The organism is Amorphoplanes digitatis (assembly GCF_014205335.1).
Classification (GTDB): domain Bacteria; phylum Actinomycetota; class Actinomycetes; order Mycobacteriales; family Micromonosporaceae; genus Actinoplanes; species Actinoplanes digitatus.
In genome coordinates this window covers 6973570-6997269 of the sequence record NZ_JACHNH010000001.1, presented here as the reverse complement: position 1 = coordinate 6997269, position 23700 = coordinate 6973570, and the positions used below count along the sequence as shown (strand labels likewise).

The window sequence follows — 23700 nt, the reverse complement described above, 5'->3', positions numbered from 1 at the left end:
TAGGGCGGGGCGCCACGATCATGGGGGCCGACCCGGCCCCGGCGGGGCCCGGGCGTTCCGGGTGCACCGGCGGGCACACCGTAGGGTGGCCACAGGACCTTAGTTCGACACCTGAGGAGGCGGCGGAATGCCGTGGAGTTGGCGGTACGAGGGCGTCGACGGGCAGCCGGTGGCCGGCCCTGCCGAGTCGTTCAGCAGCCAGGCGGACGCCGAGTCATGGATCGGCCAGGCATGGCGTGAGCTCGCGGCCGCCGGAGTCACCCAGGTCACCCTCGTCGAGGACGACCGGGTCGACTACCAGATGAGTCTGCTGCCGACCGAGTGAACTACCAGGTCTCGCGGGGCTCCCCGAAGAGCGCCTTCGTGCCGAGTCCCGTCTTCGTCGGGATTCTCGCCATCACGGGGGTCACCGGCTGGATGACCTGGACCGCGTACGGCAACCCGCGGGTCGACGTCTTCCTGCTGGTCATCTCCGGCTGGATTCTCTCGCTCTGCCTGCACGAGTACGCGCACGCGATCGTCGCGTACTTCTCCGGCGACCGGGGCGTCGCGGACCGGGGCTACCTGCGGCTCGACCCGCTCAAGTACACGCACCCGGTGCTGTCGATCGTGCTGCCGCTGGTCGCGGTGGTGCTGGGCGGCATCGGCCTGCCCGGCGGCGCGGTCTGGGTCGACCACGCGCACATCCGGAGCAGGGTCAAGCAGTCGCTGATCAGCGCGGCCGGCCCGGCGACGAACGTGGTGTTCGCGCTGCTGCTGGCGGTGCCGTTCGCGCTCGGCGCGGGCGACGACGTGGTGCTCATGCGGGACGGCTCCGGCGGGGTCGTGGTCGGCGGCAGCCACGGCGACTTCTGGGTCGCCCTGGGTGCGCTCGCGTTCCTCCAGGTCACGGCGAGCCTGCTCAACCTGGTGCCGATGCCGGGCCTGGACGGTGGCAACATCCTCCAGCCGTGGCTGAGCGAGCCGTACCAGCGGGCATACAACATGTTCGCCCCGTACGGCTTCATGCTGCTCTTCGTGCTGCTCTGGCAGTCGCGGATCAACCAGTTGTTCTTCGCGGTGGTCGGCTGGTTCGCGAGCCTGATCGGCATACCGGACGTGCAGGGGATCGGGCTGGGCGAGGTCGGGCTCTTCTACATGCGGTTCTGGTCGTCCCTGTGACCCCGGCGCACCCCTGAGGGTGCGCCGGGTGCACTGTCAGGGACGCTTCGCCGGACTGACCGTCTGCGCCGGGTCGCGCTCGATGACACCGGAGAGCGCCTCGTCGATCGCCTTCATCAGGTCGTCCTCGAGCCGCACGCCGGCCGCCTTGGCGTTGTCGTAGACCTGCTCCGGGCGCGACGCGCCGATGATCGCCGCGGAGACGTTGGGGTTCTGCAACACCCAGGCCACCGCGAGCTGGGCCATCGACAGGCCCGCCTGCTCGGCGAGCGGCTTGAGCCGCTGCACGGCGGTGAGCACCTCATCGCTGAGCCAGCGCGAGATGAAGTCGGCACCCGACTTGTCGTCGGTGGCCCGCGAGCCGGCCGGCGGCTGCTTGCCCGGCTCGTACTTGCCGGTCAGCACGCCCTGCGCGATCGGCGACCAGACGATCTGGCCGACGCCGAGCTCGATCGAGGTCGGCACCACCTCGGGCTCGATGACCCGCCACAACGCCGAGTACTGCGGCTGGCTGGAGACGAGCTGGATCTTCAGGTCCCGGGCCAGCTCCCAGCCGGCCCGGATCTCGGTGGCGGACCACTCGGAGACCCCGATGTAGTGGGCCTTGCCGGAGTGCACGACGTCGGCGAACGCCTGCATGGTCTCCTCGAGCGGCGTCGCGTAGTCGTAGCGGTGCGCCTGGTACAGGTCGACGTAGTCGAGCTGCAACCGGCGCAGCGAGCCGTTGATCGACTCCATGATGTGCTTGCGGGACAGCCCGCGGTCGTTGGGCCCCGGGCCGGTCGGCCAGTAGACCTTGGTGAAGATCTCGAGACCCTCGCGGCGCTCGCCCTTGAGCGCGCGGCCGAGGACCTCCTCCGCGCGGGTGCCCGCGTAGACGTCCGCGGTGTCGAATGTGGTGATGCCCACGTCGAGGGCCGCCTTGACGCACTTGGCGGCGGCCTCCTCCTCGACCTGGGAGCCGTGGGTGATCCAGTTGCCGTAAGCGATCTCGCTGACCATGAGGCCGGAACGGCCGAGGTGACGGAACTCCATGTCCCGGACCCTACCCGGCCCTTACAGAACCGGCCGGGTGTCGGTGAGCAGTCGTTCTATCTCGTCCGCCACATCGGCGACCCGGGAATGCACGACGTCGACGATCATGTCGCCGCGCCGGTCGAGCGCGCCCCACCGGCCCTCGCGGTCGCCGATGATGAACGCCACCGGGTGGATCACCATCCGCGGGTGCACCGGCGCCACCAGGAACTGCCCGGTCCGGTCCACCACGCCGAGCCGGTCACCGGCGTCGACGACGGCCAGGCCGTCCGCGGTGAAGCCCTCCACCGGGCCGCCGGCGATCAGCTCGGTCGCGAAGCGCCGGAACTTCGGCTGCACCACGATCCGGCCGTGCCGGTCGATGGCGCCCCAGCCGCCGCGCCGCACCGCGGCCAGACCCTGCCGGAACGGCCGCACGTCGTCGAAGCCGCCGGGCACGATGACCCGGTTGTGCCAGTCGACGGCGAACCAGCCGCCGTCCGGGTCGCGCGACACCCAGGCCAGGCCGTCCCCGAACGGGCCGGCCTGCACGTACCCGCTGGAGGCGTCGATCAGCAGCGTGCCGGTCTCGTCGATCAGCTCCCAGGCGTCGTTGCCGGGCCGGCGTACCCAGGCGGCACCCTCGTGGAACGGCTGCGCGTCGGCGTACCGCTCGGCGATGACGACGTCGCCGTTGGCGTCGGCGTACCCCTGCCAGCCCGACTCGTAGTCGACCGCCGGGTGCGGCGGCCGGCTCTGCTGGAGGATCTCCTCGCGCGAGCGCGGATAGGGACCCCAGCCGGCCTCCTGCACCCGCGCCATGACGGCGTCGAGGGCGATCTCGGTGCGGGCGATCAGGTCCGGGTCATCGGCACGGCGCAGCTCGACCGCGGCCTCGAAATGATTGCAGGCCTCCAGGTAGCGGCCCTGCTCGTAGCAGCACTTGCCGGCCTGCACGTGCATCTCGGCCCGCAGCCGGTCGGGCAGCTCGACGGAGTTGGCCTCCTCGAACAGCCGGTCGGCCTCGGCGAAGTCGCCACGCCACTGCTGCACGTGCGCGAGCCGGGCCTGCACGATCGCGGTCCGCCGCAGCTCGCCGGTCGCCTCGGCGTGCCGCAGCGCCTCCCGGCCGTCGGCGAGGGCCAGGCCGAGGTCGCCGAGCACGCGGGAGACCACGGCGCGCAGGCTGAGCAGGCGGGCGCGGATGGTGTCGCGCTCGGCGTATTCGAGCTTGTCGCTGAGCCGGTCCCGCACGTCCAGGAGCCGGTCCGGGTCGCCGATCACCTCACGCAGGGTGAGCGGATCAAACTTCCAGGGGTACGTGGCCAGCACCTGCTCGGGGTCGGCGCGGCGGCGCACGGGCTCGAGTTCGGGCTCGGGCGGCGGGGCGACCGAGAGCGCCGGAAGCTGCATGCTCGGTGCCGCTATCGCGTCGTCGCCGGTGGTCGCCTCGGCGGGCGTGTCCTCCGCGACGGCCTCGTCGCCCGCCTCGGCCTGGTCCGGACCGGGTTCGGCGGATTCGTCCGTGGCAGTGGCGGGCTCGCTCGTGGCCTGGACGGGCTCGCTTGTGGTCTGGACGGGCTCGCTCGAGGTCTGGACGGGCTCGCTCGAGGTCTGGACGGGCTCGCTCGAGGTCTGGACGGGCTCGTCAGCGAACGGGCCGGCGGCGGCGGGCGCGGCCGAGACGGGTTCGGCCGGGGTCGGGGCGGGTTCGTCGGTGGCCGGTTCGTCGTCGGCTTCCGGCTCGTCGGCGGTCGGCTCGCTCTGGAGGGTCTCGGCCGTGCTTGGGGGCGTCTCGTCGGCCGGTTCGTCGGCGGTGGGCTCGACCACCGCGGGTTCCACAATGGTCGCGTCGGCCGTCGAAGGCTCGGCTTCGACCGGTTCCTCGGCGAGCAGGTCGAGCGGTTCGTCGACGGTGGACTGAGGCGCCGCGGGTTCGTCGGCGGCTTCCTCGACGACGACGGCCTCGACCGCCGGGGCATCGACTTCGGTGGCCTCGACCTTCGCGGAGGAGTCCTCCGGGGCGATCGGTCCGCCGGGGAGCGCCGCCTCGGGCGCGTCCGCGTCGGCGTGCTCCTCCGGGGCCGCCGGCTCGGCGGGCGTTTCGATGTCGGTCGCCGGCTCGGCGGGCGCCTCGACGTCGGCCACCGGCTCGGTCTCCGGACCGTCGCCGGTCTCGACCGGTGCCGGTTCGACGGCGGGCGGGGCGCTCTCCGTGGTCGCGAGGTCGGCGGGCACGGCCTTCGGCTCCTCGGTCTCCGCCGGGGCGACCAGGTCGGTCTCGGCGGGTGGCGAGAACCAGTCCGGCTTCGGGGGCTCGTCGCCGGCGGGCGCCGGGTCGTCCGCGGGCGTCTCGTCCGCGGCCGCGACGTGGTCGGCCGGCGCGCCACTGATCGGGGCGTCCGTCGTCGCGGCGACCGGCTCCGGCGCGGGTTCGGGCTCGGTGCTGGTCGCGCCGAGGCCGCTCAGCGAGAGGAGCCAGCCGAGGCCGTGCGGCTCGTCGGCGGCCGTCTCCGGCGCCTCGGCGGCCGGTTCGGCGCTCGCCGGAGCCGCGTTCCAGCCGTCCGGTGCGGTGCTCGCCGGGACCGGGCTCGTCGCGCTGGGCGCGGTCAGATCGGACACGGCCGCGCCGGCCGCCGGATCCTCGCCGGTGAACCAGCTCGACGCCGGGGCGGGCGCCGCCGGGGCGGGTGTCGGCGGGGCGGGCGAGACCGGTGCCGGCGTCGCCGCCGGGGCGGGCGTCGGCGGGGCGGGCGAGACCGGTGTCGGCGTCGCCGCCGGAACCGGAGTCGCCGTGACGGGCGGCGCGGGCGGAGCGCTGGCCGGCGAGACGGGCACGGGCGGGACGCCGGCGCCGTACGACGGCCGCGGCGCCGGCCGCTCGTCCGGCGCGTGACGCGGCTGCGGCTCGTAGGGGTGCGCCGGCGGGGCCGGGCGGTAGTGGGCGGGCTGGGCCGACGTCGGCCGGACCACCGGCGGCGGCGCCTGCTGCCGCGAAACCACCGGCGGCACTGGGTCCGGACCGGACCGCACCGGCGGCATGGACCCGGGCTGCGCGGAAACGGGGCGGACCGGTGCCGCGGGCGGCGCGGAGTAGGCCGCGGGAGCCAACGGCGCGGGCGGCGCGGAGTGCGCGGGCGGCGCGGAGTGCGCGGGCGGCGCGGAGTGCGCGGGCGGTGCCGAGTGCACCGGCGGTGCCGAGTGCGTGGCCGGCGGGGGTGCGTAGGCGGCCGGGCGCGCCGCGGGTGGCGGGGTCCGCGGCTGCTGCGGTTCGACCGGCGGGATCGCGCGCAGCGGCGCGGCGAAGCGCGGGTCCGTCGGCGGTTCCGCGCTGTGCCGGGAGGCACGCCTCGGCTGCGGCTCGGCCGCCGGCGGCGCGGAGCGGGGCCCGAGCGGCGTGGCGGGCCGGGGGTCGACCGGCGGCGCCCACGATGGGTCCGGCGGCGTCGGCCGCGGTGCCTGATAGGGCGCGACCGGCGTCGCCTGCCCCGGACCCTGATAGGCCGGAGTGTCGTGGCTGACCGGCCGGGCCGGCTGGTAGGCCGGCGAGGAGACCGGTCGCGCTCCGTAACGCTGGTCGTCCTGTGCCGCCGGGCGGGGCGCGGGCCGCGATTCCGGACCGGGCCGCGGCGCGGCCTGCGGTTCCGCGCCGGGCCGGGTGCCCGGGCGCTGGTCCTGCTGCTGGCGCGGTCCGGCGTGGCGGGGGTCGGCGAATCGCGGATCCGCCTCGGGCCTCGGCGCGCCGGGCCGGGCGTCGTGCGGCGGCGACTGCGGGTACCGCGGGTCGGCGCCCTGCGGAGGCCGGGTGTCCTGGAACCGCGGGTCCTGCGGTGGCTGCTGCTGCGCGGGCCCCGGGCGGGCGGTGCCGTACATCGGCGGGGCCGACTGCGGGCGCTCCGCCATCGGCCTCGGGTGGCGGTGCTCGGCGTCGGGCAGCCGCTCGGGCAGCGGCACCGGGCGGTTCCACGACGGCCCCGGCCGCGACGCCTGCTGAGCCTGCGGTGACGCGGGTCCGGCCACGTACGGCGTACGCGGTGCGGAGGTGGGTTGATCCGGGCCGGACCAGGACGGCGGCGGCAGGGGCGGGCGGCCGACGGAGGCGCGGCCCGCGGCGGGCGAGATCGGCCGGGCCGGCGACGGCCCGCCGGAGGACGGTGCCGGCGGCCCGGAGGCCTGCGCGATCTGGCGGAAGTCGGCGTCCCACTGCGATGCGGCCTCGGCCGCCCGTGACGCGTCGTAGACGGGGTGGTGCACGGCGCGGCGGCGGCCCGGGTCGCCGGGGTAGCGCTGCCCGGGCAGCGGCTCCCATTCCCAGGTGATCTCGTACACCCAGGCCGGCTCGTCGTCCCACCGGTTCGCACCGGAATGCGAGCTCCAACCGTTCATCGGGCAGCCTTCTGGGCGCCGGATGTCTGGCTACGCTCCGTCACGACGAAAATCCACCTTGTCGGAAATTGCTCGGTGGCAGGGCGGGGCACCGGGTACAGTCGCCCGGCTCCGCTGCGGGGGTTGTGAGAGGAGATTAACGGCGTGGACGGGCTCGACGCCAGGGTGCCTCAGATCTCTCCACGCCGTCCGTTCCGGGATACCTGCACTACTTTCGGCGCTCTCTCATGGTCGGGTTTCCGGAGGTACGCCACCTACCGGCAGGCGACGATAGCCGGATCGTTCACCAACATCGTCTTCGGGTTCCTCCGTTGTTACGTCCTGCTCGCCGTTGCGGCGGGCGCGGTGGGCGGGACGCCCGCAGGTTACCGCCCGGACCAACTGGCCACTTTCGTCTGGGTCGGGCAGGGGTTGCTCACCGTAGTTTCACTCTGGGGCTGGACAGAGTTGTCCGACCGGATCCGAACGGGTGAGGTGACCGCGGATCTGTTGCGCCCGATCCATCCGGTGACCGGCTACCTCGCCCCCGACCTGGGTCGTGCCCTGCACGGCATGGTCTTCCGGTTCGTGCCGCCGCTCGTCGTCGGCCTGATCTTCTTCGACCTCTACCTGCCGGGCCGCTGGTTCACCGTGCCGCTGTTCGGGCTCTCGGTGCTGCTCGCCGTCGTGGGCAGCCTGGGCCTGCGGTTCCTGGTCAACGCCACCGCGTACTGGCTGCACGACGCCCGGGGGCCGATCATGCTGTGGACGCTCGCCGCGGGCGTGCTCGCCGGCCTCTACTTCCCGCTGCGCTTCCTGCCCGGTTGGCTGGCCGTAACGTTGTGGGTCGCCACGCCGTTTCCAGGTTTGATGCAGACGCCGCTCGACGTGCTCGTCGAGCGGGATCCGGTGCCTCTGCAGTTCGGGCTCGTCGGGTTGCAGGCGGTCTGGGCCGCGCTGCTGCTCGCGCTCTGCGTGCTGGTGCAGCGCCGCGCCGAGCGCCGGCTGGTGGCGCAGGGTGGCTGAGCTGCGGGCGTACGCCGCGCTGCTGGGCGGGCAGTGGCGCTCCGTCACCTCGTACCGGGCGTCGTTCGCCGTGGAGATGGTGACCAACATCGGGGGTACGGCGCTCGACGTGTTCGCGGTCGTGGTGATCTTCCAGGCCACGACGACCGTCGCCGGCTTCTCCCTGCCCGAGGGCGTGCTGATCGTCAGCCTGTCGTCCTGCGCGTTCGCCCTCGCCGACTTCGCCGTCGGCAACATCGACCGGCTCAAGACCTACGTGCGCACCGGCACGATGGACGCGGTCCTGGTCCGGCCGCTGAGCGCGCTGGTCCAGCTGATCCTGATGGATCTGCCGGTGCGCAAGGCCCTGCGGCTGCCGTTCAGCTTCGCGGTGCTCGCCGTCGCGCTGCGGATCAACCACGTGGACTGGACACCGGCGCGGGTGGCGCTGCTGGTGGTGGCGCCGCTGGCCGGCGCGGTCTTCTTCTCCTCGATCTTCGTGCTCAGCGCCAGCCTGGCGTTCTGGTGGGTCGACTCCGGCGAGGTCGGCAGCGCGTTCACCTACGGCGGGCGGGACTTCACCGCGTACCCGACGCCGGTGTACTCGGGGTGGTTCCGGGCCGTCTTCGCGTACGGGCTGGGGTTCGGATTCGTGGCGTACCAGCCGGCGCTGGCGCTGCTGGGCCGGGCCGACCCGCTCGGGCTGCCGACCTGGGCGGGTTTCGCCTCCCCGGTGGTCGCGCTGCTCGCCGCCGGGCTCGCCGCGGCCGTCTGGCGCACCGGCATCCGGCACTACCGCAGCACCGGATCGTGAGGGGGAACATGGCCGTCATCGAGATGCGTGAGCTGCGCAAGGACTTCGTCGTGCGGGTCAAGGCGGGCCGGGTACGCCGGGAGAAACGCACCGTCGCCGCCGTCGACGGCATCGACCTGCGCATCGAGCGCGGCGAGATGGTCGGCTACATCGGCCCCAACGGCGCGGGCAAGTCGACGACGCTGAAGATGCTGACCGGCGTGCTCACCCCGTCCTCGGGCGACGTGTCGGTCTGCGGGCTGCGGCCGGTGCCGCAGCGCACGCGGCTGGCGCTGCGCATCGGGGTGGTCTTCGGGCAGCGTTCTCAGCTCTGGTGGGATCTGCCGCTGCGCGAGTCGTTCCGCCTGCTCCGGCACATCTACCGGGTGCCGGCGGTCGAGCACGCGGACCGGCTGCGCCGCTGCGTGGCGCTGCTGGACCTGGACGGCTTCCTGGACACGCCGGTCCGGCAGCTCTCCCTGGGCCAGCGGATGCGCGGCGAGCTCACCGCGGCGCTGCTGCACGGGCCGGAGGTGCTGTTCCTGGACGAGCCGACGATCGGGCTGGACGTGGTGAGCAAGCAGGCGGTCCGCTCGTTCCTGGCCGAGCTGGGCGCCGCCGGCGACGTCACGCTGGTGCTGACCACGCACGACCTGGCCGACATCGAGCGGCTCTGCCGGCGGCTGGTGGTCATCGACCACGGCCGGGTCGTGCACGACGGCACGATCGAGGCCCTGCACGCCCGGTACGGCTCCCGCCGCCGCCTCGTCGCGGACCTGGACGCGCCGCTGCCGCCGGGCTTCACGGTCGAGGGCGCGACGCTCGTCTCGCTGGAGGCGGACGGCCACCGGGCGTCGTTCGACCTGGTGGCCGACACCGCGGGGCCGGTGGTCGGCCGGCTGGCGGCGCTGTCCTCGCTGCGGGATCTGTCCCTTGTCGAACCGGACATCGAGGACGTGGTGGCCCGCCTGTACGCGTCCTAACGGTGCTCCATCACGAGTACCGCCCAGGTGCCGGGTTCGAGGGCCTCGTAGCGGTGCGGGATGTCGCCGGGGAAGGTCACGTAGTCGCCCGGCCCGAGGTCGATCTCCTCGCCCTCCGGGCCGGTCCGCAGCCGCCCGGCCGCGACGACCAGGTGCTCGATGCTGCCGGCCAGGTGCGCGTCGGCCTGCCGCGAGGCGCCCGGCTCGAGCTCCATCACGTACAGGTCGCGGCGGGCGTGCGTGCTGCCGGCGGCGAGCAGGGTGGCGAAGAAGTCGGCGTGGTCCGACTGGAGCCGCGGACCCTCGCCGGCCCGGACCACCCGGATCAGCGGCTCGGGCGGCTCGACCAGGCGGCTGAACGGCACGCCCAGCGCGACCCCGAGCGACCACAGCGTCTCCACGCTGGGGTTGCCGGTGCCGGACTCCAGCTGGGAGAGCGTCGACTTGGCCAGGCCCGCCCGCCGGGCCAGCTCGGCCAGGGAGATGCCGACGCGCTCGCGCTCGCGGCGCAGTGCCGCGGCGATGGTGGCCAGCGGGGGAGCGGGCTGCGACATGTTCACTCCGTCGATCGAGTCGTTCGGTTTGACGAACGGTACGCCTGTCGTCCATTATTTTGAACCATGCGTACGCCAAGTCGAACACCGGATCGGGCCCTGCTGCGGGACGCCGCCGCGATCGCGGCGGCGATGGTCGCGGTTGGCGCGTCGTTCGGGGCCATCACGATCGCGTACGGGCTGCCGGCCTGGGTCCCGTTCCTGATGTCGACGGCGGTGTTCGCGGGCGGCGCGCAGTTCCTCGCGGTGGGGCTGATCGCGGCGGGCAACCCGCTCGCCGCCGTCCTCGCGGGCCTGCTGCTGAACGCCCGCCACCTGCCGTTCGGCCTGGCGGTGTCGGCCACCGTCGGCCCACGCCTACGTGACCGGCTGATCGGCAGCCACCTGATGACCGACGAGGTGGTGGCGTTCACGCTCGCCGAGCAGGACCCGGCCCGGCGCCGCCGCACGTACTGGCTGATCGGCGGCACGCTGTTCACGTCGTGGAACCTCGGCACCGCGCTGGGCGTCTGGCTCGGCGGTGCGGCGGGCGACCCGGCGTCGCTCGGCCTGGACGCGGCGTTCCCGGCGGGGCTGATCGCGCTGATCCTGCCGTCGCTGCGCGACCGCGACACCCGGGTGGCGGCGCTGGCCGGCGCGGCGGTGGCGGTGGCGCTGACACCGGTGCTGCCGGCGGGGCTGCCCGTGCTGTGCGCGCTGCTGGGCCTCGGCGCGGTGTTCCTACCGCGCCGCCGCGCCGTGCCTGCGCAGGCCGGGGCGGCCGGGCTGCCCGGCGAGGCTGAGCTGCCCGGGGAGGCTGAGCTGCCCGGGGAGGCTGGGCTGCCTGGGCAGGCCGGGCGGCGCGTCGAGACCGAGGAGGCGTCGTGCTGATCGCCGCGATCCTGACCCTGGCCGTTGGCACCTACACGATGCGGCTCAGCGGCGTCCTGCTGCGCGACCGGCTCGAACTCTCCGACCACCTCCAGCGCCTGCTCCCGATGGCGGCGGCCTCGCTGCTGGCGGCGCTGGCGGCGACGGCGGCCCTGACGGAGGGTGCGGCGTTCGCGGGCATCGCCCGCCCGGCGGGGGTCGCCGCCGGGGCGCTGCTCGCCTGGCGCCGCGCGCCGTTCGTCGTGGTGGTGCTCGCCGCCGCGGCAACGGCCGCGCTGCTGCGCCTCGCCGGCGTGGAGTGACCGGCGCGCGCGGATCAGATCTTGGCGCCCAGCTCCACCTGAGGCTTCGGCACGCGCATGCGGCGGAACGTCAGCCCGCGCATGATGCCGTAGAGGTAGAGCGAGCCCATCCGCTGTGTGGAGTCCGGGAAGCGGGTCGAGACCAGGCTCTTGACCTTGCGGGAGATCAGCACGCTGTCGACGACCACCGCGATGGCCAGGATCGCCCAGAGCAGGTTGGCGCCGAGCCGGACCTGCTGCGGCATGGCCGCGGTCGAGCCGACGAAGACGACGATCGCGCCGGCGAAGAACCAGGTGCCCGCCGTGCGCTTGGAGTCGACGATGTTGCGGACCAGCGCGCGCTCCGGGCCGCGGTCGCGGGCCAGCAGGTAGCGCTCGTCACCGGCCCGCATGCCGGCCGAGGCCTCGGCGCGCTCCACCTTCTGGCGCTCGCGCATCTGCTTGTAGGCCTCGCGCCGGTTGGCCGGGGCCGCCGCCGTGTCGTGCCGTCGCTGGGCGCTGGTGCGCTTCGGCGTGGCGACGCCCAGCTCCTTCTTCGAAGGGGTGTAGGCCTTGGGCTTGGACGCGGCCGACTGCTCGGACTCGGAGGTCACCGTGGCGGTGGCGTCGGAGACGAGGTCGGCGGACTTTCGGCGAAACAGCGAGGGCACCTCAGCAGAGTAGCCAAGAGCCCCGACAAAGCCGAAACCGCGCCGACGTTTGTCGGCGCGGTTCCGGTGAGAAGCAGACGAAAGGACTAGATCCGTTCGACGAGCGCGCCGAGGGCGGCGAGCTTGCCCTCGAAGTCCTCGTAGCCGCGGTTGATCAGATCGACCCCGTAGACCCGGGAGGTGCCCTCGGCCGCCAGCGCCGCGATCAGGTGGCTGAAGCCGGCCCGCAGGTCCGGGATCACCAGGTCGGCGGCGTGCAGCTTGCTCGGGCCCGCGATGACCGCGGAGTGCTTGAAGTTGCGCCGGCCGAAGCGGCACGGGGTGCCGCCGAGGCAGTCGCGGTAGACCTGGATCGTGGCGCCCATGGTGTTCAGCGCCTCGGTGTAGCCAAGCCGCTGCTCGTACACGGTCTCGTGCATGATCGACAGGCCGCGGGCCTGCGTCAGCGCGACCACCAGCGGCTGCTGCCAGTCGGTCATGAAGCCGGGGTGCACGTCCGTCTCCAGCGCGACGGCGTTGAGCTCGCCGCCCGGGTGCCAGAACTTGATGCCGCCCTCGACGCCGGTCACGCCGGTGCGGGCCACCCGGGCGTCGGTGATCTCGAACTCGCCGCCGATCGAGCGGAAGACGTTCAGGAACGTCATCATGTCGGCCTGCTGCGCGCCGAGCACCTCGATCTCGCCGCGGGTGGCGAGCGCGGCCGCCGCCCAGCTCGCGGCCTCGATCCGGTCCGGGATCGGCTTGTGGTTGTAGCCGTGCAGCTTCGGCACGCCGAGGATCTCGATGACCCGGTCGGTGTGCACGGTGATGATGGCGCCCATCTTCTGGAGCACGCAGATCAGGTCCATGATCTCCGGCTCGATGGCCGCGTTGCGCAGCTCGGTGACGCCCTCGGCGCGCACCGCCGTGAGCAGCACCTGCTCGGTGGCGCCCACGCTCGGGTACGGCAGCTCGAGCTTGGTGCCGTGCAGCCCGTTCGGCGCGGTGAGGTGCATGCCCTCGGGCGTCTTGTCCACGACGGCGCCGAACTGGCGCAGCGCCTGGATGTGGAAGTCGATCGGGCGCGGCCCGATGTGGCAGCCGCCCAGATCCGGGATGAACGCGTGGCCGAGCCGGTGCAGCAGCGGGCCGCAGAACAGGATCGGGATCCGGCTCGAGCCGGCGTGCACGTTGATCTCGTCGCTGCTGGCGCTCTCCACGTTCGTGGGGTCCATGACGAGCTCGCCGTCGTCGGCGCCGTCGCTGACCTTGACGCCGTGCAGCCCGAGCAGGCCGCGGACGACCTCCACGTCCCGGATGCGCGGCACGTCGAAGAGCCGGCTCGGCGACTCGCCCAGCAGGGCGGCCACCATGGCCTTGGAAACCAGGTTCTTGGCGCCACGGACCCGGATCTGCCCGTGCAGCGGCGCTCCGCCGTGTACGGCCAGGACGTCGTCGGTCAACGCAACCTCCAGAGGCGGGCGAGTGACACGCCCGATGCGGATAGGGACGCAGCCGACGGTGGGGGACCAGCGGCTGCCGCCCGGGCAGCATAGCCCTGAGTGACCAGTGCAGAAATCGCGACAACGCCTAGGACGGCACGAATTGCTGATGATTAAGGCAACAGAAAGGTACAGGCGTGCGCACGGCTCATCGCCGATTACGCAGAGTTAGTTTGTTACGGGAGGGCGAGCATCTGGTCGAGGGCCGACCGGGCGTGCTTCGCGGTGTCGGCGTCGACGGTGATCTGGTTCGGCACCCGGCCCGCCACGAGCTCTTCGAGCGCCCACACGAGGTGCGGGAGATCGATGCGGTTCATGGTGGAGCAGTAGCACACCGTCCGGTCGAGGAACATGATCTGTTTGTCCGGATGTGCGAGCGCCATTCGGCGTACGAGATTGAGTTCGGTGCCGATTGCCCAGGCCGAACCGGCAGGAGCCGCTTCGAGGGCCTTGATGATGTATTCGGTGGAGCCCACCTCGTCGGCGGCGCGCACGACCTCGTGCTTGCACTCGGGGTGCACCAGCACGCGGACGCCGGGCACCCGCTCGCGGACCTCGCGGACGCTGTCGATGGTGAAGCGGCCGTGCACCGAGCAGTGCCCGCGCCAGAGGATCATCTTGGCGTCGCGCAGCTGCTCGGGGGTGAGCCCGCCGTGCGGCTTGTGCGGGTCGTAGAGCACGCAGTCGTCGAGGTCGAAGCCCATCTCCCGGACCGCCGTGTTGCGGCCGAGGTGCTGGTCGGGCAGGAAGAAGACCTTCTGGCCCCGCTCGAAGGCCCAGGTCAGTGCGCGCTCGGCGTTGGAGGAGGTGCAGACGACGCCGTTGTTGCGCCCGACGAAGCCCTTGATGTCGGCCGAGGAGTTCATGTAGGTCACCGGGACCACGTCGCCCACGATGCCCAGGTCGGTGAACTCGTCCCAGGCCGCCTCGACCTGGCCGAGCACGGCCATGTCCGCCATCGAGCAGCCCGCCGCGAGGTCGGGCAGCACGACGCGCTGGTCGGGACCGGTGAGGATGTCCGCGCTCTCGGCCATGAAGTGCACGCCGCAGAAGACGATGAACTCCGCCTCCGGCCGGGCCGCGGCCTCGCGGGCCAGCTTGAACGAGTCGCCCGTGACGTCGGCGAACTGGATGACCTCGTCGCGCTGGTAGTGGTGGCCGAGCACGAAGACCCGGTCGCCGAGCGCGGCCTTGGCCGCGGTGGCGCGGGCGACGAGATCGGGGTCGCTCGGCGCCGGCAGCTCGCCGGGGCAGTCGACGCCGCGCTCGCTGGCGGGGTCGGTGCCGCGGCCGAGGAGCAGCAGCGCCGTTGCGGTGTTTCCGGGTTCGGTCCAGGTCGACGTCACGGCAACCATGTTTCCATACCGTTGCCGCGCCGTCGGGGGTCGAAAGGGTGTCCTATGGCACTCGGCCGCGGCGGCCCGTACCGTCTCAGCGTGCGCGTACTGATCTGCCCGGACAAGTTCGCCGGCACGCTGTCGGCCGCCGAGGCCGCCGCCGCCGTCGCCGCGGGCTGGCACGAGACGGCGCCGGGCGACGAGACGGTGCTGCGCCCGCTCTCCGACGGCGGGCCGGGATTCGTCGAGGTGCTCGCCGCCGCGCTCGACGGCCGACGGCTGCCGGTCACGATCGTCGACCCACTCGGCCGCCCGGCGACCGGCGAGGTCCTGCTGGCCGGCACCACGGCATACGTGGAGAGCGCGCAGGCCTGCGGCCTGCACCTGCTGACCCCGGCGGAGCGCGACGTCAACGCCGCCACCTCGTACGGCCTGGGCCTGCTGCTCGCCGCGGCGGTCGAGGCCGGCGCCGCGGAGATCGTGGTGGGGCTGGGCGGCTCGGCGGTCAACGACGCCGGCGCCGGGATGCTCGCCGCGCTCGGCGCGGCCCCGGTCGACGAGAGCGGCTACGCCCTGCCGTACGGCGGCGCGCCGCTGATCACCGCGGCCAGGCTCGGCGGCCGGCCCCGGCTGCGCCAGGTGCGCCTGGTGGCCGCGACCGACGTCGACAACCCGCTGACCGGGCTGCACGGCGCCAGCAACGTCTACGGACCGCAGAAGGGCGCCACCAGGGAGGACGTGCTCCGGCTCGACGCCGCGCTCGATCACTTCGCGGGCGTACTGGAGCGGGCCTTGGACGTCCGGGATCTCCGCACGCTGCCCGGCGGGGGCGCGGCCGGCGGGATCGGCGCCGCCCTGCTCGCCCTCGGCGCCCGGGTGACCTCCGGCATCGCCCTGGTCACCACCCTGATCGGCCTCGAGGCCCAGCTCGACGCCGCCGACCTGGTGATCACCGGCGAGGGGTCCTTCGACCATCAGTCGCTGCGCGGCAAGGTGGCGGCCGGCATCGCGGGCGGTGCCCGCGACCGGGGCCTGCCGTGCGTGGTCGTCGCGGGGCGTAACGAGACCGGCCACCGCGAGGCGGCCGCCGCCGGCGTGACCGAGACATACGCCCTCGTGGATCATTTCGGCTCCGAGGAGCGTGCGCTGGCCGAGCCCGCCCGGGGCCTGCGCGAGATCGGCGCGAGGCTCGCCCGGCAATGGAGCCGCTGAGCAGGTGTTAGACATCTCGGCCAGAGCGATTGGGAATACACCCGAACAGGGTTAGCGTTGGCCGGTACGGCACATACCCGGACCGGCAGGGAGAACCGCAACGTGACCACTGAAGCGCACACCGAGTCGACCGAGGCCACCACGGCCGCGCCGACCGGCGTCATTTTGACCGACGTCGCGGCTGTCAAGGTCAAGGCCCTCATCGAGCAGGAAGGTCGCGACGACCTGCGCCTGCGCATCGCCGTGCAGCCCGGCGGCTGCTCGGGCCTGCGTTACCAGCTCTTCTTCGACGAGCGGTCGCTGGACGGCGACGTCGTCGCCGACTTCGACGGCGTCGAGGTGGTCGTCGACCGGATGAGCGCGCCGTACCTGGCGGGTGCCACGATCGACTTCGCCGACCGCATCGACGCGCAGGGTTTCACGATCGACAACCCGAACGCGCAGAACTCGTGCGCCTGCGGCGACTCGTTCCACTGATTGTCACCGACAGGGCCGGACCCGGTTACGGGGCCGGCCCTGTCGCATGTCCGCCAGATGACGCGCGGATGTCGTCCGAGCCGGGTGCCGGTAGGCTCACCCGGTAATCGCACCCGACCTCGAGGGCCGACATGAAGATCGCCGTTACCGGCTCGATCGCCACAGACCACCTGATGCACTTCCCCGGCAGGTTCGCCGAACAGCTCATCGCCGATCAGCTGCACAAGGTCTCGCTCTCCTTCCTGGTCGACGACCTGGTCGTGCGGCGCGGCGGCGTGGCGTCGAACATCGCCTACGGGATGGGCAAGCTCGGCCTCAGCCCGATCCTGGTCGGGGCGGTCGGCGCGGACTTCGCCGACTACCGGTCCTGGCTCGAGCGCCACGGCGTCGACTGCGACTCTGTGCACGTCAGTGAGATCGCGCACACGGCACGCTTCGTCTGCACCACCGACGACGACCTCAACCAGATCGCGTCGTTCTACGCCGGCGCGATGAGCGAGGCCCGCAACATCGAGCTCGCGCCGGTCGCCGCGCGCGCCGGCGGGCTCGACCTGGTGCTGGTCAGCGCCAACGACCCGGCCGCCATGATCCGCCACTCGCAGGAGTGCCGGGCCCGCGGCTACTCGTTCGCCGCCGACCCGTCGCAGCAGCTCGCCCGCATGGACGGCAGCGACGTGATGACGCTGATCAGCGGCGCGGACTACCTGATGACGAACGACTACGAGCGCTCGCTGCTGGAGACCAAGGCCGGTCTGACCGGCGAGCAGGTCCTCGAGCAGGTCAAGATCCGGGTCACCACGCTGGGCAAGGACGGCGTCGAGATCACCGGCCGCGACATCGAGCGCATCCACGTGCCGGTCGCCCGCGACGTCATCCCCGAGGACCCGACCGGCGTCGGCGACGGCTTCCGGGCCGGCTTCTTCGCCGCCCTGGGCTGGGGCGTCGGCCTCGAGCGTGCCGCGCAGGTCGGTTCGCTGGTCGCGGCCCTGGTCCTCGAGACCGTCGGCCCGCAGGAATACGACGTGAAGCCGGACTTCTTCCTGAAGCGCCTCGCCGACTCCTACGGCGACGCGGCGGCCGCGGAGATCCAGCCGCACCTGCCGGCCGCGGTCTAGCCCCCGATGGTCCTCGCCGTCTTCGCCGGTCTGCCGGGAGTGGGAAAGAGCACACTCGCCCAGCAGGTGGGGGCGGTTCTGCCGGCCACGGTGCTCGCGGTCGACACCGTCGACTTCACGATGCAGGCCTACGACGTCACCGAGCCCCGTCCCGGCCATGCCGCGTACGGGGTGGTGGCGGCGCTGGCCGAGACCCAGCTCAGGATGGGTCACCACGTGATCATCGACGCGGTCAACCCGGTGAAGGCGGCCCGGCAGCTCTGGACCGAGCTCGCGGAGCACCTCGGCGTCCCGCTCCGGGTCGTCGAGGTGGTCTGCGGCGACGACGCCGAGCACCGCCGCCGGGTCGAGGCCCGCTACGCGGCCCGCGCACACGACGGCATCCCCGACTGGGTGCGGGTGCTGGAGCGCCAGTCCGAGTACGAGCCCTATCCCGGACCCCGGCTGGTCGTGGACACGTTCCTGGCCGACAAGCCGGTGGAACCGGTCGTCGACTACCTGACCCTGCGCACCTCGTAGGCGTCCGGCTCCGGGCTGCCCAGGTAGTCGTGGCCCTTCATCCGGCACCAGGCCGGGATGTCGTTGGCCGCCGCCGGGTCGTCCGCCAGCACCCGGATCACCGCGCCGACCTCGACGGACGGCATCCGCTTCGCGAGGTCGATGATCGGCAGCGGGCAGCGCCGGCCGCGGGAGTCCACCTCGATCACATCCCCGCCTCCTTCCGGATCCCGGCGACCACCCCGGGGAGCACCGCCAGGAAGCGGTCGACGTCGTCCTCGGTGGTGTCCCGGTGCAGCGACACCCGCACGTTGCCGTGGCTGAGCACGCCCATCGCCTCCAGCACGTGACTGGGCCGCAGCGTCGAGGCCGTGCACGACGAGCCCGAGGAGACCGCGAAGCCGTGCCGGTCCAGCGCGTGCAGCAGCGCCTCGCCGTCGACGTACAGACAGGAGAAGGTGACCAGGTGCGGCAGCCGATCGACGGGGTCGCCGACCACCTCCACATCGGGCACGGTCGCGGCGACGGTCGCCCTGATCTTCTCTACCAGCCCGGAAAGCCGCGCGGCCTGGTCGCGCGCCTCGGCCAGCACGGCCCGCAGGGACGCCGCGGCCGCGACGACGGCCGGCAGATCGAGCGCGCCGACCGGCCGCGGCCGGTGATGATCATCACCCGGGTACGGCGAGCGCCATCTCACACCCTTGCGCACCACGAGTACGCCGACGCCCGGCGGGCCGCCCCACTTGTGCGCGCTGGCCGTCAGCAGCGACCAGCCCGGCGGCACCGGGTGGCGCCCGATCGACTGTGCGGCGTCGACGTAGAGCGGTACCCCGGCGTCCGCGCAGGCCCGCGCCGCGTCCGCGACGGGCTGCGCGGTGCCGACCTCGTGACTGGCGCTGATCAGGGCGGCGAGCGCCACCCCGGGCACCGCGACCGCGGCGCGCCAGGCGTCCAGGTCGATCCGCCCGAGGATGTCGACGCCGACCGGCACGGCCTCGCCCAGCGCCGCGGCGTGCAGCACCGCGGAGTGCTCGACGGCCGAATGCACGAGCGTGCGGCCCGCCCGCGCGCGTCCCGCGAGCCCGCCCAGCACCGCGGCGTGTGCCGCGGCGGTGCCGGAGGAGAGGAACGTGAGCTCGTCCGGGCGTACGCCGAGGCACTCGGCGACGGTGGCCTGCGCCGCCTCCCGCAGCTGTTGGGCACGCCGGCCCGCGGCGTAGAGCCGGTCGGGGTCGGCCCAGCCGTCCTCGAGGGCGGCGAGCAGAGCCTGCCTGGCCACGGGGTGCAGGGGTGCCGCGGTCGCCGCGTCGAGGTAGGTAGGCGCACCGGCATGAACAGCCCTGAATTCCATCTTCAGGACGGTATCGTCCACATGATCAGTGGTTGCGCGGGTACCTCGATGATCGGACCCCCGGTAAACGGGTGGCCGGGCCAGGTCGAGTAGTGTGCGACCGTCGGTGACACCTTGCCGCCGGTGTCCGGATTTCGCACCGGGCGGTGCTCTAGGGAGGCAGGAGCAGGTGGTCTCAAGGAGTTCGGTCGCACGGCCGCGCGTCGTACGGCTAGCCGGGCTCGGTGTCGGTGGTGCCATGCTGCTGGCCCTGCTGTCGGGCTGTTCGTTGACCGGGATCGGAAGCGCTTTCGACGGCTTCGGATGGCCGCAGGGCGGCATCACCCCGCAGGCGCACAGGATGTATGACCTGTGGATCGCCTCGGTGATCGCGGCGCTGGTCGTCGGGTTCTTCGTCTGGGGCCTGATCTTCTGGTGCATCGTGCGGTACCGCAAGCGCGGCGACACCCTGCCCGTGCAGACCCGGTTCAACATGCCGTTGGAGATCCTCTACACGGTCACGCCGGTGCTGATCGTCGCGGTGCTCTTCTACTACACGGCGATCGTGCAGACCGACGTCGACAGGCTGTCGGCCAAGCCGGACATCACCGTCGAGGTCGTCGGGTTCAAGTGGAACTGGCAGTTCAACTACCGGAACGCGCCCGGCATCGAGGCGAAGACGGTGGCGTCGACGCTCGGCTCGACCGACGTCATCCCGCTGCTGGTGCTGCCCGTCGGCAAGAAGATCCGCTTCGAGGAGACCAGCAAGGACGTCATCCACTCGTTCTGGGTGCCGGAGATGCTCTTCAAGCGTGACGTGTTCCCGGGCAACGTGCGCAACGTCTTCGAGGTGACCCTCGACAAGGAGGGCCGCTACATCGGCCGCTGCGCCGAGCTCTGCGGCACCTACCACGCCTTCATGCAGTTCGAGCTCGTGGTGGTCTCGCCGGAGCGTTACGACCGGTTCCTTGCCGCCAAGGTGGCCGGCGCCTCCACCGAGGAGGCCATGGGAGTCATCGGCTTCGTCGGCGACGAGCGCTTCGCCATCAGGACGTCGCCGATCGACACCCGCCGGCACGGCAAGTCCTGGTACCAAGACGACGCACCCGCAGCGGTAGGGAAGTAGGGACCCGAGTTGAAGACCGAATACAAGATCTTCGCCGGCGTCGCCGTCTTCCTCTTCGGCGCGGCCGCCGTCTACGGCGTGTGGACGCACGGCGTGAGCCCGACCCACGATGTGGAGTGGATCGGCTTCGTCGCCCTGATCCTCTCCGGCCTGCTCTGCGCGATGTGCGGCGGCTTCTTCTGGTTCGTCGCCCGCCGCATCGACCTGCGCCCCGAGGACCGCGAGGACGGCGAGATCGCGGAGGGCGCCGGCGAGATCGGCTTCTTCAGCCCGGGCAGCTACTGGCCGTTCGGCATCGCGCTGGCGGCCGCGATCACCGGCATGGGCCTGGTGTACTGGATGTGGTGGCTGATCCTGGTTGGCCTGATCATGGTGATCTTCGGTGCCTGCGGCATGCTGTTCGAGTACTACTCGGGCACCCGGCACCCGGCCGAGCACTGACCGGCTGAGACAGTCACGAACGGCCCGCCTCCTCGAGGAGGCGGGCCGTTGCTGTTGTGTGTGGTCGCGGCCGGTGGCCGCGGGATGGTGGGTCAGGCAGCGCGGCGTTGCTGCGGTGCCACCCGGGATCCGCCCGCGGACAACAGCACGCGGATGGTGACCGGTGCCAGGATCTCCGCGGCGCCGCACCGGGTGCAGATGAGCTCCGGGCAGTCTTTTTCGTGGCCGTCGGCGCAGGGCGGTGTCTCGAATGGCATTTCGGTGTCGCACATGACGCAACGCAGTTCGCGTTCTCCCACGGGTGGCTCCTCTTCGCCGGAAGGTGGATATACCCGAATGTCACTAAAACGTTGTCATGTTGGGGGAGCCGGTGCGGGAACCCCGCCCGGCGTGTCAGAAAAAAATTGAGATCAGACCGATTCCGCGGCCTTGGCCGCTCGTGCGGCACCGACCCAGCGGTCCAGCAGCGTCGTCGCCGCGCCCGAATCCACCGTCTCCGCGGCCCGGGCGATGCCGGCGCGCATGGTGTCGGCGAACCCGCCCGGGAAGCCGGCGTGGGCCGCGAACGCCGCGGCCGCGTTGACCAGGACGGCGTCGCGGACCGGGCCCGGCTCGCCGGCGAACACCCGCAGCGCCGCGCCGGCGTTGAACGCCGCGTCGCCGCCGCGCAGGTCGCCCACCTTGCTGCGAGGCAGGCCGAGGTCGACGGCGTCCACCACGGATTCGGTCACCGTGCCCTCGCGGACCAGCCACACCCGGGTGGGTGCCGCCGTGGTGAACTCGTCAAGGCCGTCCTCGCCGCGCATCACCAGCGCCGAGTCGCCCCGGGCCGCGAACACCTCGGCCATCACCGGCGCCATCCGCTGGTCGAAGCAGCCCACCGCCGCCGCGCGGGGCCGGGCCGGGTTGGTCAGCGGGCCCAGCACGTTGAAGAACGTCGGGTGGCCCAGCTCGCGCCGGGTCACCGCGGCGTGCCGCATGCCCGGGTGGTAGCGGGCCGCGAAGCAGAAGCCGATCCCGGCCTCGGCGACCGTGCTCGCGACGCCCTGCGGGCCGAGGTCGAGCGGGATGCCGAAGAACTCGAGCAGGTCGGCGGTGCCGCAGGCCGAGGAGGCGGCCCGGTTGCCGTGCTTGACCACGGTCACACCGGCGGCGGCCACGACGATGGCGGCCATCGTGGAGATGTTGACGGTGTGTGCCCGGTCGCCGCCGGTGCCGACCACGTCGATCGCGTCCGCGCGCACGGTCTCCGGCAGGTCGACGGGCGTCGCGTTGGCCAGCATCGCCTCGACCAGGCCGGCCAGCTCGGTCGGCGTCTCGCCCTTGGCCCGCAGTGCGATGGCGAAGCCGGCGACCTGCACCGGTGTGGCGTTGCCGGCCATGATCTCGCCCATGGCCCAGGCGGTGTCCTGCGCCGACAACTCCTCGGCCCGCAGCAGGGCGCTCAGCAGGTTCGGCCAGGTACGTGCGCCCATGGTGGGCACTCCTTCGGGGGGAGAGGGGTGTGTCAGCCCAGCTTGCCCATGGTGCCCAGCGGGATCACGCCGTTGCGGCGGCCACGGAGCATGCCGGCGATGGTCTGACCGGTGGTCACCGGGTCGAGCGGGTGCACCAGGGTCGCGTCGACCTGTGCGAAGGCGGCCAGCCAGCGGTCGGCCGCGCGGGCGATCACCACGCAGGTCGGCGGCGGGTCCGCGTATTCGTCCTTGGTCTGGCGGGCGATGCCCAGGCCGCCGGCCGGTGCCGCCTCGCCGTCGAGGACCATCAGGTCGACCTCGAAGGTGTCCAGCAGGTTCCGGCACTCCTCCCAGGTGGAGGCCTCCACGAACTCCACGGCGAGGTCTGCGGCGGGGCGGACGCCGATCGCCAGCCTGATCCGGTCACGGACCGCGGGATCGTCGCTGTACAGCAGGACCGTGTACTCGTCCGGCTGCGGCTTGTTGTCGTCGCTCATGTGTGCCCCGGTTCCCACGCTCGTAGGTGCGCGCTGATCGTACCGAACCGGCTATTCGGTGTCCGGCTGTGGTCGTACCGGCGCGGTCTGGTTTGTGATCTTGGTCGCGCCCGCCGCGTCCGCCCGCTCGGCCGCCTCGGCGCGGTCCAGGGCGCGGTCGATCCGTTTCGCCTCACGCTCGGACTGCCTGATCCACTGCATGACCAGGATGCCGAGCATCGTGACGCTGACGATCTCGCCGCCGGCCCACAGGATCCCGCCGGCCACGACCTGATCGTTCCACGGGTCCGACCAGGTCAGGCCGAGGTTCGGGTACCAGTCGCCGCCGAGCAGGGTCCGGCTCTGCATGATGGTCAGGCCCAGCACCGTGTGGAACGGCACGGACAGCACCATGAGCAGGGCACGGGCCGGGTACGGCCAGCGGTTCGGCAGCGGGTCCAGGCCGAGCAGCGGCCAGAAGAACAGGCAGCCCACGACGATGAAGTGCACGTGGACGAACTCGTGCAGCCAGGCGTGCTCGAGGGTGGCTCGGTAGAGCCCGGTGAAGTAGAGGACGAACGGGTTCGCGATGAACAGCCCGAACGCGACCAGCGGGAACGTCAGCACCCCGACGAAGCGGCTGTGCAGCACCCGCAGCAGCGCCTTGCGGTTGGCGGTGGGCAGCGTGCGCAGGGCGAGGGTCACCGGCGCGCCGAGGGCCAGGAAGATCGGACCCACCATGGACAGCACCATGTGCTGGACCATGTGCACGCTGAGCAGGGTTGTGTCGTACGCCTCGATGCCGGTCACCGACACCGCCGCGATCGAGCCCAGCCCGCCGCCGACGAACGCGACGGTGCGCCCCGGCGGCCAGTGGTCGCCGCGCCGCCGCATGCGGTGCACGCCGTACAGGTAAACGGCGGCCGCGACGAGCAGGAAGAGCGCGATGAGGCTGGTCAGCCGGATCTGGGTGAAGATCTCGCCGACGCTGAAAGGCGGGGGGAGAGTATCCCCGCCGGCGAGCGCGGGCGTGGGCATTTCGACGTGCTGCAC

Annotated in this window: 25 protein-coding genes; 13 read left to right on the top strand and 12 right to left on the bottom strand. The window is 72.5% G+C overall.

Features of this window, described 5'->3' with window-relative positions; genetic code table 11:
• Positions 1-127 precede the first annotated feature (127 nt).
• Entirely contained in the window at positions 128-325 is a 198-nt protein-coding gene (locus BJ971_RS30580) for a hypothetical protein (protein ID WP_184996620.1), read from the top strand.
• Between the two features lie 38 nt (positions 326-363).
• On the top strand, positions 364-1161 hold the full coding sequence (locus BJ971_RS30575; RefSeq protein ID WP_239087394.1) for a site-2 protease family protein: 798 nt from the start codon (positions 364-366) through the stop codon (positions 1159-1161).
• A 36-nt stretch (positions 1162-1197) separates the two neighbouring features.
• Here the strand turns inward: BJ971_RS30575 and BJ971_RS30570 are convergent, their stop codons facing one another.
• The gene (locus BJ971_RS30570; protein WP_184996618.1) at positions 1198-2196 is read right to left on the bottom strand and encodes an aldo/keto reductase family protein; all 999 of its coding nucleotides are present in this window, start codon (positions 2194-2196) and stop codon (positions 1198-1200) included.
• A gap of 21 nt (positions 2197-2217) precedes the next feature.
• Entirely contained in the window at positions 2218-6561 is a 4344-nt protein-coding gene (locus tag BJ971_RS42345) for a WG repeat-containing protein (RefSeq protein WP_184999376.1), read from the bottom strand.
• A gap of 174 nt (positions 6562-6735) precedes the next feature.
• Here BJ971_RS42345 and BJ971_RS30560 point away from each other — a divergent pair, with 174 nt between their 5' ends.
• From BJ971_RS30560 to BJ971_RS30550, 3 genes are read left to right on the top strand one after another with little or no spacing between them, the layout of a single operon-like run.
• A complete protein-coding gene (locus BJ971_RS30560; RefSeq protein WP_377885480.1) occupies positions 6736-7566 on the top strand; it encodes an ABC transporter permease in 831 nt (276 codons plus the stop codon).
• A complete protein-coding gene (locus BJ971_RS30555; RefSeq protein ID WP_184996616.1) occupies positions 7559-8359 on the top strand; it encodes an ABC transporter permease in 801 nt (266 codons plus the stop codon). Before BJ971_RS30560 ends, BJ971_RS30555 begins: the two co-directional genes overlap by 8 nt.
• 8 nt (positions 8360-8367) lie before the next feature.
• Entirely contained in the window at positions 8368-9321 is a 954-nt protein-coding gene (locus BJ971_RS30550) for an ABC transporter ATP-binding protein (protein ID WP_184996615.1), read from the top strand.
• Here the strand turns inward: BJ971_RS30550 and BJ971_RS30545 are convergent.
• Positions 9318-9875: a helix-turn-helix domain-containing protein gene (locus BJ971_RS30545; RefSeq protein WP_184996614.1), complete on the bottom strand. Its 558-nt coding sequence runs from the start codon at positions 9873-9875 to the stop codon at positions 9318-9320. The two genes, BJ971_RS30550 and BJ971_RS30545, sit on opposite strands and share 4 nt — an antisense overlap.
• Before the next feature lie 66 nt (positions 9876-9941).
• Here BJ971_RS30545 and BJ971_RS30540 point away from each other — a divergent pair, with 66 nt between their 5' ends.
• Positions 9942-10745 carry an AzlC family ABC transporter permease gene (locus BJ971_RS30540; RefSeq protein ID WP_184996613.1) on the top strand — a complete coding sequence of 268 codons (804 nt, stop codon included), beginning with the start codon at positions 9942-9944 and terminating at the stop codon, positions 10743-10745.
• The gene (locus BJ971_RS30535; RefSeq protein WP_184996612.1) at positions 10739-11047 is read left to right on the top strand and encodes an AzlD domain-containing protein; all 309 of its coding nucleotides are present in this window, start codon (positions 10739-10741) and stop codon (positions 11045-11047) included. The genes BJ971_RS30540 and BJ971_RS30535 overlap by 7 nt, the downstream gene beginning before the upstream one ends.
• A gap of 14 nt (positions 11048-11061) precedes the next feature.
• Here BJ971_RS30535 and BJ971_RS30530 read toward each other — a convergent pair whose 3' ends face one another.
• From BJ971_RS30530 to nadA, 3 genes are all read right to left on the bottom strand, one after another.
• On the bottom strand, positions 11062-11697 hold the full coding sequence (locus BJ971_RS30530) for a DUF3043 domain-containing protein (RefSeq protein ID WP_184996611.1): 636 nt from the start codon (positions 11695-11697) through the stop codon (positions 11062-11064).
• An 86-nt stretch (positions 11698-11783) separates the two neighbouring features.
• Positions 11784-13139, bottom strand: coding sequence for a UDP-N-acetylglucosamine 1-carboxyvinyltransferase (gene murA / locus BJ971_RS30525; RefSeq protein ID WP_184996610.1), 1356 nt, complete (start codon positions 13137-13139; stop codon positions 11784-11786).
• 215 nt (positions 13140-13354) lie between these two features.
• Positions 13355-14524, bottom strand: a complete 1170-nt coding sequence (gene nadA, locus BJ971_RS30520) for a quinolinate synthase NadA (protein WP_377885453.1) — start codon at positions 14522-14524, stop codon at positions 13355-13357.
• A gap of 54 nt (positions 14525-14578) precedes the next feature.
• On the opposite strand from nadA, the gene BJ971_RS30515 reads away from it, so the two are divergent.
• The 4 genes from BJ971_RS30515 (at position 14579) to BJ971_RS30500 (ending at position 17838) form a co-directional block, all read left to right on the top strand.
• On the top strand, positions 14579-15727 hold the full coding sequence (locus BJ971_RS30515; protein WP_184996608.1) for a glycerate kinase family protein: 1149 nt from the start codon (positions 14579-14581) through the stop codon (positions 15725-15727).
• Between the two features lie 102 nt (positions 15728-15829).
• Positions 15830-16204 carry an iron-sulfur cluster insertion protein ErpA gene (gene erpA / locus BJ971_RS30510; protein ID WP_184996607.1) on the top strand — a complete coding sequence of 125 codons (375 nt, stop codon included), beginning with the start codon at positions 15830-15832 and terminating at the stop codon, positions 16202-16204.
• Between the two features lie 131 nt (positions 16205-16335).
• On the top strand, positions 16336-17319 hold the full coding sequence (locus tag BJ971_RS30505; RefSeq protein ID WP_184996606.1) for a carbohydrate kinase family protein: 984 nt from the start codon (positions 16336-16338) through the stop codon (positions 17317-17319).
• A gap of 6 nt (positions 17320-17325) precedes the next feature.
• Positions 17326-17838, top strand: a complete 513-nt coding sequence (locus BJ971_RS30500) for a P-loop nucleotide/nucleoside kinase family protein (protein ID WP_184996605.1) — start codon at positions 17326-17328, stop codon at positions 17836-17838.
• Here BJ971_RS30500 and BJ971_RS30495 read toward each other — a convergent pair.
• Together BJ971_RS30495 and BJ971_RS30490 are read right to left on the bottom strand one after the other, a co-directional pair.
• The gene (locus tag BJ971_RS30495; RefSeq protein WP_184996604.1) at positions 17814-18026 is read right to left on the bottom strand and encodes a sulfurtransferase TusA family protein; all 213 of its coding nucleotides are present in this window, start codon (positions 18024-18026) and stop codon (positions 17814-17816) included. The two genes, BJ971_RS30500 and BJ971_RS30495, sit on opposite strands and share 25 nt — an antisense overlap.
• Positions 18023-19168 carry a cysteine desulfurase family protein gene (locus tag BJ971_RS30490; protein ID WP_184996603.1) on the bottom strand — a complete coding sequence of 382 codons (1146 nt, stop codon included), beginning with the start codon at positions 19166-19168 and terminating at the stop codon, positions 18023-18025. Before BJ971_RS30490 ends, BJ971_RS30495 begins: the two co-directional genes overlap by 4 nt.
• Before the next feature lie 238 nt (positions 19169-19406).
• On the opposite strand from BJ971_RS30490, the gene ctaC reads away from it, so the two are divergent.
• Positions 19407-20273, top strand: a complete 867-nt coding sequence (gene ctaC, locus BJ971_RS30485; protein ID WP_184996602.1) for an aa3-type cytochrome oxidase subunit II — start codon at positions 19407-19409, stop codon at positions 20271-20273.
• Positions 20274-20282: 9 nt separating this feature from the next.
• A complete protein-coding gene (locus BJ971_RS30480) occupies positions 20283-20714 on the top strand; it encodes a cytochrome c oxidase subunit 4 (RefSeq protein ID WP_184996601.1) in 432 nt (143 codons plus the stop codon).
• Positions 20715-20806: 92 nt separating this feature from the next.
• Here BJ971_RS30480 and BJ971_RS30475 read toward each other — a convergent pair whose 3' ends face one another.
• The 4 genes from BJ971_RS30475 to BJ971_RS30460 form a co-directional block, all read right to left on the bottom strand.
• Positions 20807-21013: a hypothetical protein gene (locus BJ971_RS30475; RefSeq protein WP_184996600.1), complete on the bottom strand. Its 207-nt coding sequence runs from the start codon at positions 21011-21013 to the stop codon at positions 20807-20809.
• A 111-nt stretch (positions 21014-21124) separates the two neighbouring features.
• Positions 21125-22189 (bottom strand): anthranilate phosphoribosyltransferase, encoded by a 1065-nt coding sequence (gene trpD, locus BJ971_RS30470; protein WP_184996599.1) that lies wholly within the window; start codon positions 22187-22189, stop codon positions 21125-21127.
• Positions 22190-22221: 32 nt separating this feature from the next.
• Positions 22222-22668 (bottom strand): hypothetical protein, encoded by a 447-nt coding sequence (locus BJ971_RS30465; RefSeq protein WP_184996598.1) that lies wholly within the window; start codon positions 22666-22668, stop codon positions 22222-22224.
• A 51-nt stretch (positions 22669-22719) separates the two neighbouring features.
• Positions 22720-23685: a cytochrome c oxidase assembly protein gene (locus BJ971_RS30460; RefSeq protein WP_184999192.1), complete on the bottom strand. Its 966-nt coding sequence runs from the start codon at positions 23683-23685 to the stop codon at positions 22720-22722.
• Positions 23686-23700: the final 15 nt, after the last annotated feature.